The sequence below is a fragment of the Thalassolituus sp. UBA3500 genome (assembly GCF_002377545.1).
GTDB lineage: Bacteria > Pseudomonadota > Gammaproteobacteria > Pseudomonadales > Oceanobacteraceae > Thalassolituus.
This window is the reverse complement of sequence record NZ_DFQB01000001.1, coordinates 319,611-329,715: the sequence shown is the minus strand read 5'-3', so window position 1 is coordinate 329,715 and position 10,105 is coordinate 319,611. Positions and strand designations below refer to the sequence as shown.

Below are 10,105 nucleotides of genomic sequence, written 5' to 3'. Positions count from 1 at the left end.
AGGCGTACCACATCCCGACAGTAAAAGGCGTCCTGCTGAAAACCTGGGAACGTCTGCGCTCATTTACCCTGCGGGCCGGTAAAACCATTGTCACCGTGGTGGTGGTCCTCAGCTTCCTGAATTCTTTTGGTACCGACGGCAGCTTCGGCAACGAGGACAGTGAAAAGTCTGTACTGTCCAGTATCGCTCGCACAGTAACCCCTGCTTTCACACCACTGGGTGTGCAGGAAGAGAACTGGCCAGCCACGGTAGGTATCATCACCGGTATTTTCGCCAAGGAAGCCGTTGTTGGTACTCTTGATGCGCTCTATTCCCCGGCCGAAGACGAAGCAGGTGAATATGACCTCGTGGGCGGTCTGACTGAGGCAGCAATGACTATTCCGGATAACCTTGCGGGACTTGCTGACGCGCTGCTCGATCCGCTTGGCCTCTCTCTGATTGGCGCAGACCAGGGTGAAGAACAAGGTGTGCAGGATGCAACGTTCAGTACGATGGAGGTTCTCTTCGTCAGCCAGTGGGCAGCTTTCTCCTACCTTGTATTTGTTCTGCTTTACACACCCTGTGTGGCAACTCTGGGGGCGATGGCACGAGAATCCGGCATGCGCTGGATGCTGTTTGTGACAGGCTGGAGTACCGGTCTGGCTTACACCACAGCCGTTATCGTCTATCAACTGGGGCAACTCGGTAGCTCTCCGGTAACCGCCGCCAGCTGGATTGTCGGCTGTATTGCGTTTATCGCTCTTTGCCTGTGGCGTATGCGGGCTTACGGTAAGGCACGGGATGCGCGCATGATCCCGCTGACTCAGGTCGATTAAATAAAAACGCCGGATAATTAATCCGGCGTTTTTATCTGTACTCGCAGACCTTCCATCAGTAAGGCATCATTCCGGGCGCGGGCGCACCATCCTTTCACCAAGAGCGGCGTATTCCGCACCGCCTAGTCTGGCCAATGGGTTCAGCAATTCTGAATCGAGCTTGAGACGCCCATCAACCTCAGCCGCCACCCCCTCATCAATGAACATTCTCTCTATCTCGAGAAAAATAACATGCTGAGGAGCAGCGCCCAGATCGACCTGTTGCTGGTAACGACACAAGAAGGCGACAGGCGCCGCTGCAACACGAGGGAGTGGCCAGCTTTCCTGAGGTTCAACCGGAATATCAAAACTGCTGGTTTCACTCACCCCCGCGGCAAGCGTTGCGGAACTCATATTCAACGAATCCACCTGACTGGCATCAGCAATATTGACGACACACCACCCCGAGCGCTTTAAATTGCGATAGCTGTCCTTTTCAGTGCCAGCAGACTTCTGGCCAACAGACACAACCAGGGTCGGTGGTGCCGAACATACCGGTGCAAAAAAGGAATATGGCGCCAGATTTAATCCACCATCTTCTTCTGCGGTGAGAATCCATGCGATGGGTCGCGGAATGACAGATTGCACCAGTAAGTGATATCGCTCTACCGGGGTTTTATCGCTGAACTGAATATCCAAAATAGCTCCTTAGGGACACCGAGAATTACGGCAATAGTTAGGCCAATAGTTACAACAAATGCTCTACCAAAGCGCTCAGGTTAACCGCTATCCGGCGAACTTGCACCTGTCCACAATTACCGATATAACCGGCCACCTGTTACCGGAGACATATCTATGCTTACCGCCGAGCGCGCTTTTCCATTTCTGGCCGTTATTGTGAGCCTTCTGGCCTGGCAGAATCCTGAGCCACTGCTTGGGCTGACCGGCACTATTGTACCGCTTCTGACCATCATTATGTTTTCGATGGGGCTAACCCTGCGCTTCAGTGACTTCAGACGTATCTGGCAAAAACCTCAACCTGTTGCGCTAGGTATTATCTTACAGTTTGGCCTGATGCCGCTGATCGCCTGGGGTCTCGCTCTATTGCTTAAACTGCCCGCAGAGGTCGCTATCGGTCTGATTATTGTCGGTGCCTGCGCAGGGGGGACAGCATCGAACGTGATGACGTTTCTGGCCAAGGGCGATGTCGCTCTCTCTGTCACAATGACCACCGCATCAACGCTGTGGGGCGTATTCCTGACGCCTTTCCTGATTGCATTTTATGCACGTGACTTCACGCAAGAACTGACCCACACCGGCATCATCGATATCGATACCATAGGTATGCTGCTGATGATTGCGAAAATAGTCATTATTCCAGTGGGGGCAGGTGTTCTGGTGAACCGCTGGTTGCCTGCTATTCAGAAAAGCGTCAGCCAGTACCTGCCGACACTCGCTACCGGGGCGATTCTGCTAATCATTGCAGTGATCGTTGCCAGCAATGCTGATGAACTGGCAGTACTCAGTCACTCGCTGATTCTGGCCGTTGTTCTTCACAACTTGATTGGTTTACTCGCGGGTTATGGCATCGCGCGCTGGAACGGCAACACCGAAGTAGAAGCGCGGACTATCGCCATTGAGGTAGGAATGCAGAATTCAGGTCTTGGGGTCGCGCTTGCCAATAGCTTCTTCAGCCCGCTGACTGCTCTTCCCGGCGCACTATTCAGCGTCTGGCAGAATATTGCAGGTGCTATTCTGGCAGCCTTCTGGAAATGGCGGACAGAACGCCAGATCCGGCGCGCTTTGAGCAAAGACGACAATTAATACAAACGTTATACAAAGAGGCGTCAAAACCGCGGGATATTTCCTCAGTAAGCGCTTGGTATGCACTGAATCTTGGGATACTATGACCGCGTCTCTCGTATTAGGGGGGCCAATTGACGAGTGCAACATATCAATTTATGAGGCATCTCGGTCGATAAGGGCATTATAGAAAGACCTTCCGGAAGCCCCGGCCAGTGATTGACTAATGCCGTAACACAGCAAGTCCGCTGATATAGTCAGCACAATATCTCAGGAAAAAAGTATGGCAAATTTAGTTCAAGGCACAGTCAAATGGTTCAATGACGAGAAAGGCTTCGGCTTTATCGCTCAGGATTCCGGAAAAGACGTTTTCGTTCACTACAGTGCAATCAACGGCAACGGCCGTCGTTCACTGGAAGAAGGCCAGGCCGTAACCATGGAAGTGGTTCAGGGTCAGAAAGGTCCTCAGGCAGAAAACGTAACTCCTGCCGAATAATTGCTGTGGCCCGGTCTGATTCCGGGCCCGCATTCCCCTCCCCTGAGCTTCCCGCTCGACACCAGCCTGAATGCTGGTACTCTGTGACAAAACAAAGACAAGTCTGTTTATGTTAGATCAGGGCGAACTGTTCACAATTCCAAACCCGTGCCGCGGTGTCTGTACTTCCAATAACAAGGGGTACTGCAAAGGCTGCCTGCGCTCCCGCAAAGAGCGGTTTCACTGGAATGATTTCACTCCGTTTCAACAACAACTGGTTATTAATCTTTGCGAGCGACGTCGGCTGAAAATTCTCGCGGGACCAAGTGAAGATACGATTGAAGAAGAAACAGACATCTCCCAGCTCGACCTGTTCGTTGCAGATACACTGTCAGAAAAAATCGCCGAAGAGAAAACTCACCCTGCCGCTGAAGTGCCCTCCAGCAAACAGGAATACCAAACGGCAGATCCAAAGCCTGTGACTAAAACACCTTCAGAGCCTGACCCAGCTCCTCCACGCGCCAACAAAGACAATCAGTTCGACCTGTTCTGATACTTCTTCATCCAGCTAAGTCCTGCCGACGTCGACTCCGTTGTAGGCCTGTATTCAGCACCGTACCATCCCTGATAACCAGACTGTTCCGCTGCCGCAAACAAGCGATCAAAATTCAGGTCACCTGAGCCTGGCTCGTGTCGGCCCGGCACATCTGCGAACTGAATATGGCCAATATCAGCGCCATATGAAGTAAGAAGCGACTCTACCGGCTCATTCATACGTGCTATATGGTAAATATCAAACTGCATTCTGACATCGACACCAGCGTTTTCGGTAAAGCGTTTCATTTCAGCAAAAGACGAAATCAGAAACTCGGGCATATCGAAGGTATTAATCGCTTCAAGCGTTACCTGTACCCCTTCCGGTGCAAGCAGCTCAACGGCTTTGCTGACGTTGCCTCGCAATACCTTAAGGGCAGTCTCGCGCTCCTGCGCGGCTGCTCTTCCAGCCAGCACATTAACGCAACAGGGCTTGAGAACCTTTACGTAGTCGAGGCACAGGTTGAGCGCCGTCTCAAACTCAGCCTCACGCCCGGGGACACAAGCAAGCCCCCGGCCTCCTGTCATAAGATCGCCCGCAGGCACATTGATCAGAACGCATTTAAGGCGCGCATCATCCAATGCTCGGCGAAGTTCGTTCGCCGGCGTCTCATAGGGGAACTGAATTTCTACCGCCGTAAAGCCATCCGCAGCCGCTGCGGCAAAGCGTTCCAACATGGGTAGCTCTGTGTAGAGCAATGAAAGGTTTGCCGTCAGCTTCATGCCTCTTCGTCCTTGCTGGTGTACATTTCGATCAGCGTACAAGGATCACATTCAGCACTGCCCTGGGTGGCATGTAATCGCATCAACTCTGCTGCCTGCCCTGCCATCGGCACGGCACTGGCGGAATTTTTCGCTAACGCGTTTGCCATATCCAGGTCTTTCAGCAGGGTTTTCACATGCCATTTCACTGGGTCAAAATCCCGTTCTGCCATGCGTGGGCCGGTCAACTGAAGGGGGATGGAGTCAGCAAATCCTCCCTTCAGCGCCTCTGGGATCTTCTTCGCATCGACACCGGACTTTTCAGCCAGCGCCATCACTTCTGCCATGACAAGTACATTACAACTGACAATCATCTGATTGCAGATTTTAGTGACTTGCCCGGACCCGGTTGGCCCCATATGGGTCACTCGCTGAGATAAAGGCTGAAGCAGAGGGCGTACACTATCAACCAACGCTGCGTCTCCTCCGGCCATGATCGCCAACGTTCCTTGCTCAGCACCAGCAACACCACCTGACACAGGTGCGTCTACCCATCGGATGCCCGTTTTATTAAAAAGAGTGTCTGCCATGTCTCGCGTCGACTGTGGATCAATGCTCGAAAAATCAATCAATACCTGACTTTCCCGACCGTGTTCAGCGATGCCACCCGGCCCTTCCACAATTGCGCGCACCGCCGACGTATCTGTTACACAAGTCATCAATATATCGGACGAGGAAATCAGCTCATGTAAGTGTTCACAAACCCGGATTCCCTCTTTTGCCAGAGGTTTGGATTTATCCGGACTGCGGTTCCAGACAGAAACATCGAATCCCGCCCGCTGTAGCCGGCGGCTCATAGGTACTCCCATCAGGCCCATACCAATAAATCCAATACGCGATGACTGCATGTCGACTCCTCAGATCAGGTGCTTATTTCAAGGCCCGAAGTTTACCATTAACGAAAGTTAACGTTTGAATCACAAGCAGATTCGGGAGCCTCGCCTATGCTTATCATCAGTTACTTGAGAAGGAAGTATAACTATGAACATGGCCTCAATTTTCGCTGAACCTAAGCAGCTCCCACATATTCCACGCGTCGTTCAGGAACTGATGGAAAGTTTCCGAGGGGACGAGCATTCTCTGGATATTGATGAAATCAGCGGCAAAGTAGCTAAAGACCAGTCACTGACCGCAAAAGTGCTTCGTCTTGCGAACTCAGCACACTTCGGTGTTCCACGTACCGTTGCTACGCCACAGGATGCTGTCATGCTTCTGGGCTTCGGCACACTGCGCACTATGGTGCTGGCATCCGGGGTAACCAGTGCTTTCTCTAAAATAGAGGGCTTCGATCAGAACGCTTTCTGGAAAGACGCTTTCAGTATCGCCGAGCTGTCGAAATGGATTGCGGGCTTCACCGCCGATACAGACAAAGACACTGCCTTTACCTGCGGCATGATGCACTCCGTGGGCGATCTTCTTATACGGATGTTTTATCCGAAAGAAGCCGCGAGTATTGACCAGTCAGAAGCCATGAGCACGTCGAAGCGCCATATGCTGGAAAACGGTCAGTTTGGCTATAACTCTGCCGATGTAGGTGCAGAGCTGGCGAAACGCTGGAAGTTTCCTGAAATTATTCAGAATGCTATTGCGCAGCAGTACCTGCCAGAGAATTCAGAAGAGTACAGTAAAGAAGCCGGTATCATTTATATCGCTCGCTACCTGAAGCATGCCCACGATCATAATCTGTCTGAAGATGAGATTGTTGCTGGCTTCCCTCTCCAGGTGGCCGACAAGATCGGTATGAATGTGAACAAAGCCTACAGCGACCTTGCATCACTCGGCGAGCTTCACTCCGGGCTGGACAGTCTTATCGAAGACTGAGTCATCGGCAAACCACTCACGGCTGCGGCGCACACGCTCTTCCGGTCGAAGGCGCGTGTCAGCAGCCGTCAGTTTATCCAGTCGACGTAAGCGCGGTAACAAACCGGCATTGTTCGCCAGTTGGATAGCCAAGCCCGGACGAGCATTGAGTTCAAGTAGAAGTGGACCGTGATCCCGGTCGACGACGATGTCGATTCCCAGATACCCGAGCCCTGTAACGTCATAGCAACGTGATGCCATAATCAGCAACGCTTCCCAGTCTGGAATAGCCAGTTCGCCCAGGTGCTTGCCTGTATCTGGATGCTGGTTCAGGAGCTGGCCATGCTGAACCGCCGCCAGAGCTGTCCCCGTCGCGATATCAATACCCACCCCCACAGCTCCCTGATGCAGATTCGCCTTGCCATCCGATGCGTGCGTAGACAGTCTGACCATGGCCATAACCGGATATCCCCGGCACACGATAACCCGAATATCGGGCACGCCTTCCACGGTGTAATCATCGAAATGATGTGCCTGATGAATCAAAGACTCAATGAGTGCTACATCGGCAGCGCCACCAAGACTGTATAGACCAGAGAGAATATTGGAAATATGACGTTTGAGATCATCAACCGTCAGCCGGCCACCGCTGGCCTTAACCCATTCGTCACCGTCTTTGTGGGTGACGATCAGAATCCCTTTCCCGCCACTGCCTTTTGACGGCTTGATCGCAAACCCTTGATGCCCCTCGACCAGGCTGGCGATTTTCTTAACCTGAGACTGCTGGTCAACAACGCCGATAAGCGCTGCCATTGGAATGTCAGCTGAGCTCAGCGTGGTACGGGTCAAACGTTTGTTGTCGACCAAAGGAAACAGGCTGCGAGGATTGTAGCGACCAATATAACGTCGGTTACGCTCGTTAATCCCCAGCATGCCGAACTGGGAAAGCCTCCACGGGGAGATCAGTGAGTTAAGAAGCTTCAACGTTTAAGCACCGCAAAACGATGTAGTTCAAACAACCTGTACCCGGTGTATGAGCCCAGAAGAAGTATCAGTGCTAATACAATGAACTGGACGCCCATAAAATTAAACGTCAGGTGCTGTATCAATGGGTGCTGCATCGCACCGTATGCCAGCACTGCGGTAATCAGGCTGCCACCGCCCTGAATCATTACCTCGCGGCCGCCCTCTTCTTCCCAGAGGATCGACATACGTTCAATCGTCCAGGCCAGAATGACCATAGGGAAGAACATGACTTTCAGTCCTTCTGTCAGCCCCAGTTTGTATGAGAGCACACTGAAGAGACTGATAATCGCAATGACCGATATGATCACGGCGGATATTCTCGCAACCAGTAGCAGGTTGAGACGCGATAAATACCCGCGTACTACAAGCCCTGCGGCGACAACGAGTATAAAACCGACAATACCAGTACCAAGAGATGTCTGCATAAAAGCAATCGCGATCAATACTGGCATAAAGGTACCCGACGTCCGTATGCCGATCAGAATCCGCAACAAGCACACGACAAGAGCACCCACCGGTAACAGCAGAATGGTTTTGAACATCGCCTGCTCTGCCACCGGTAAGCTGTGAATTGAAAAATTAAGCAAGGAGGACTGCAGTGGCAAGCTGTCGTTCAACGCAGAATAGGTCGATTCTTCACGGCGTAACATAGAAAAACGTATACGCGAGTTTTCACCGCCAATCACATCAAGTACCGACGCACCTCGCTGCTCCCAAAGCAATAACGGCTTTTCTTCATCATCTGCCAGAGGCCGCTCGTCTTTGATTTCATACAGACGGAAAACTCTACTGCTATCGCCATCCCAGACACGGAGTAACGGCGTCAGCATCTGGCGACGACGGCGATCTTCCAGCTCGAGACCATAAACGACGCTCGCGTGTACCGATGAATTGTTCAGTACTTCGGCCAGCAGATTCGGTAAACGACCATTGTAGGCACGCTTCAACAACTGGATATGTTGAGGTGACTCTTCTTCGGTAAGGCGCTTGATTAGTTCGCGAGCAAAGCTGAAATTGTCTGATGATGCATCCCATGCGTCTTTCGATAGACGGTAGATGGCACTCCGATAAGGCTCCTGCCAATCCGGTTCCATAAGCACAGGCGGAGCGATCACTTCAGACTGAGCCATATCCGACTCAAGTACATCCACCTGAAAATAAAGTTGCTGGATACCATTCGCACGACGGATGGTCCATTCGGCACGAGGGTCAGGACCATCAACAAAATTAAGGCCATAACCCGGCGATGCCCCTGACTGTCGCAACAAGGTAAAGCCGGGCTGATCGGCCGGCCGCGCCATCGACACCTTCACAGGCTGATCCCCGGCTTCAAACTCGACCAGCGCCTCAACCGACCAGACCGTCTGGGTTTCACCGTGTATTAAAGGAACCTCGTATACCCAGTGACGCTGCAGAATCAAAGAGACCCCAGCCAGAACCAATAATACGATCAGTGTATAAAAGCTCAGAGTAGAGGCGGGTTTCATAAATTAGCGACCTGAGTATTTCAGCGTTTTTTAGAACGGGGGTGAATAAATTCCTGGCCAACATCGACGACAGCGACGTCTTTCAGAAAGGAGCGGCCCAGTAGCACCGGATAAGACATCCGTGAACGGTCGGCAAGCGTGAATTCAGTCGGCTGATGCAGGTTATCGCCCAGCTTTACATCAAAAACAACCACAGGACGACGGTCAACGTCATCAAAGGATGCCTGACGGATAAGGACGTTTCGCTCCAACGGAACTTCGAGATGAATATCGTTATCGGCATTGCCGGTATCCAGATCGAAGGATACCCAGCGCTTACCATCACGCTCAAAACGCACGATATTGCGGGCACTGATAGAAGACGTCTCCGCCCCGGTATCAACCCGGGCCGACAAGTAGCGCCCCGGAGGAGACAGAAAGACCCACTCGGTTGCACCCACTACAACTTTACTATCTGCGACGGTCGTTGCCTTCGTTAATGCCGGCTGGCACTGCGGAGCAGGCGCCGGACGCGGTACCTGTGACACCGGGCGCTGAGCCAGGCGATCTATCGAGTGTGTCAGGGTATCAAGACGCTGCTGTTGCTCATTCAGGGATTGCTGTATGCCATCGAGATCAGAATCATCACTCTGTGCGGGTTGGCAGTATTGCTCTAACAACACCTCAACGCGATCAAGCGTGACATCGCGGTGTTCAGCACTGGGCCAGTGAGCACACCCGGATAAAGAGGTTAAGAAGGCAACAATGACTACCGCTTGAAAGCGCATACGTATTCCCGATAAAACAGAAGCGAGCATTTAATCACAGATGCTGTTCACGACGGAATGACCCGAATCACCCATCGCACATCTGTTTCTATTCAACGAACACCTGTTTCAAAGGTGCCATCAGAATGGAACCGCGCAACCTGCATGCGACGTCGGCCAAGCAGAAGAGGTTCATCGTCGTAAAATAGAAAGTTCTTCCAGCACTGTCTGAACGTCCCCCAGGTCGTCTGGATCACATTATGGCAGTCGTAGCAGAAAAACACGGTGGTGTTACTTTCCCAGTCATCGAAATCCAGTTCCTCGGGGAGCGCATTTTCATCAGATTCCCAGCGCGGCTGCCACTCGGCTTTCTCATGCCAGATTCCGTTACGGTTCGGCCAGTCATCGTTCATGAAGTGCGCAGCATGCGTCGCTTCTTTGCTAATCTGCTGGCGCCAGAATGCGAGTGCTGATGATTCACTCAGGGGGCGGATGTCGTCCAGCAGCTCCTGCGGCACAGGCAACTCCCGGTGGCGAAAAATCCAACTCTGCGAGTACTCACTGAGAGACTGATATTCCATAAAGCTTCCTGTGTGATTTCTGGGCTACTGACACAAA

At 52.2% G+C, this 10,105-nt stretch carries 12 protein-coding genes; 5 read left to right on the top strand and 7 right to left on the bottom strand.

The features are described 5' to 3' along the window. A partial coding sequence (locus B2R29_RS01540; RefSeq protein WP_301179472.1) for a nucleoside recognition domain-containing protein occupies positions 1-815 on the top strand: 815 nt, incomplete at its 5' end. A gap of 66 nt (positions 816-881) precedes the next feature. Here the strand turns inward: B2R29_RS01540 and B2R29_RS01535 are convergent. Then, entirely contained in the window at positions 882-1,493 is a 612-nt protein-coding gene (locus tag B2R29_RS01535; protein ID WP_301179471.1) for a flavin reductase family protein, read from the bottom strand. A gap of 156 nt (positions 1,494-1,649) precedes the next feature. Between B2R29_RS01535 and B2R29_RS01530 the strand changes: the two genes are divergently transcribed. From B2R29_RS01530 to B2R29_RS01520, 3 genes are all read left to right on the top strand, one after another. Continuing rightward, positions 1,650-2,618, top strand: a complete 969-nt coding sequence (locus B2R29_RS01530) for a bile acid:sodium symporter family protein (RefSeq protein ID WP_301179470.1) — start codon at positions 1,650-1,652, stop codon at positions 2,616-2,618. 262 nt (positions 2,619-2,880) lie between these two features. Beyond that, positions 2,881-3,093, top strand: coding sequence for a cold-shock protein (locus B2R29_RS01525; RefSeq protein ID WP_068435608.1), 213 nt, complete (start codon positions 2,881-2,883; stop codon positions 3,091-3,093). A 109-nt stretch (positions 3,094-3,202) separates the two neighbouring features. Continuing rightward, positions 3,203-3,625, top strand: a complete 423-nt coding sequence (locus B2R29_RS01520; RefSeq protein ID WP_301179469.1) for a DUF1289 domain-containing protein — start codon at positions 3,203-3,205, stop codon at positions 3,623-3,625. On the opposite strand, the gene B2R29_RS01515 is transcribed toward B2R29_RS01520, so the two are convergent. Both B2R29_RS01515 and B2R29_RS01510 read right to left on the bottom strand, forming a co-directional pair. Beyond that, entirely contained in the window at positions 3,607-4,389 is a 783-nt protein-coding gene (locus B2R29_RS01515) for a hydroxypyruvate isomerase family protein (RefSeq protein ID WP_301179468.1), read from the bottom strand. The two genes, B2R29_RS01520 and B2R29_RS01515, sit on opposite strands and share 19 nt — an antisense overlap. Continuing rightward, complete coding sequence (locus B2R29_RS01510; RefSeq protein ID WP_301179467.1) at positions 4,386-5,276, bottom strand: NAD(P)-dependent oxidoreductase; 891 nt, start codon at positions 5,274-5,276, stop codon at positions 4,386-4,388. Before B2R29_RS01510 ends, B2R29_RS01515 begins: the two co-directional genes overlap by 4 nt. A gap of 133 nt (positions 5,277-5,409) precedes the next feature. Here B2R29_RS01510 and B2R29_RS01505 point away from each other — a divergent pair, with 133 nt between their 5' ends. Beyond that, the gene (locus B2R29_RS01505) at positions 5,410-6,249 is read left to right on the top strand and encodes an HDOD domain-containing protein (protein WP_301179466.1); all 840 of its coding nucleotides are present in this window, start codon (positions 5,410-5,412) and stop codon (positions 6,247-6,249) included. On the opposite strand, the gene B2R29_RS01500 is transcribed toward B2R29_RS01505, so the two are convergent. The 4 genes from B2R29_RS01500 to B2R29_RS01485 form a co-directional block, all read right to left on the bottom strand. After that, on the bottom strand, positions 6,202-7,212 hold the full coding sequence (locus tag B2R29_RS01500; RefSeq protein WP_301179465.1) for an alpha-L-glutamate ligase-like protein: 1,011 nt from the start codon (positions 7,210-7,212) through the stop codon (positions 6,202-6,204). The two genes, B2R29_RS01505 and B2R29_RS01500, sit on opposite strands and share 48 nt — an antisense overlap. Continuing rightward, on the bottom strand, positions 7,209-8,741 hold the full coding sequence (locus tag B2R29_RS01495; RefSeq protein WP_301179464.1) for an inactive transglutaminase family protein: 1,533 nt from the start codon (positions 8,739-8,741) through the stop codon (positions 7,209-7,211). The genes B2R29_RS01500 and B2R29_RS01495 overlap by 4 nt, the downstream gene beginning before the upstream one ends. Before the next feature lie 20 nt (positions 8,742-8,761). Further along, a complete protein-coding gene (locus B2R29_RS01490) occupies positions 8,762-9,508 on the bottom strand; it encodes an ATP-dependent zinc protease (RefSeq protein ID WP_301179463.1) in 747 nt (248 codons plus the stop codon). 92 nt (positions 9,509-9,600) lie between these two features. Beyond that, entirely contained in the window at positions 9,601-10,068 is a 468-nt protein-coding gene (locus B2R29_RS01485; protein ID WP_301179462.1) for a DUF2947 domain-containing protein, read from the bottom strand. Positions 10,069-10,105: the final 37 nt, after the last annotated feature.

Excerpts from the sequence above, each read along its gene's own strand:
- B2R29_RS01485 (WP_301179462.1), bottom strand. The coding sequence starts at position 10,068 with ATGGAATATCAGTCTCTCAGTGAGTACTCGCAGAGTTGGATTTTTCGC.
- B2R29_RS01490 (WP_301179463.1), bottom strand. The coding sequence starts at position 9,508 with ATGCGCTTTCAAGCGGTAGTCATTGTTGCCTTCTTAACCTCTTTATCC.
- B2R29_RS01525 (WP_068435608.1), top strand. The coding sequence starts at position 2,881 with ATGGCAAATTTAGTTCAAGGCACAGTCAAATGGTTCAATGACGAGAAA.
- B2R29_RS01505 (WP_301179466.1), top strand. The coding sequence starts at position 5,410 with ATGAACATGGCCTCAATTTTCGCTGAACCTAAGCAGCTCCCACATATT.
- B2R29_RS01495 (WP_301179464.1), bottom strand. The coding sequence starts at position 8,741 with ATGAAACCCGCCTCTACTCTGAGCTTTTATACACTGATCGTATTATTG.
- B2R29_RS01520 (WP_301179469.1), top strand. The coding sequence starts at position 3,203 with ATGTTAGATCAGGGCGAACTGTTCACAATTCCAAACCCGTGCCGCGGT.
- B2R29_RS01510 (WP_301179467.1), bottom strand. The coding sequence starts at position 5,276 with ATGCAGTCATCGCGTATTGGATTTATTGGTATGGGCCTGATGGGAGTA.
- B2R29_RS01515 (WP_301179468.1), bottom strand. The coding sequence starts at position 4,389 with ATGAAGCTGACGGCAAACCTTTCATTGCTCTACACAGAGCTACCCATG.
- B2R29_RS01530 (WP_301179470.1), top strand. The coding sequence starts at position 1,650 with ATGCTTACCGCCGAGCGCGCTTTTCCATTTCTGGCCGTTATTGTGAGC.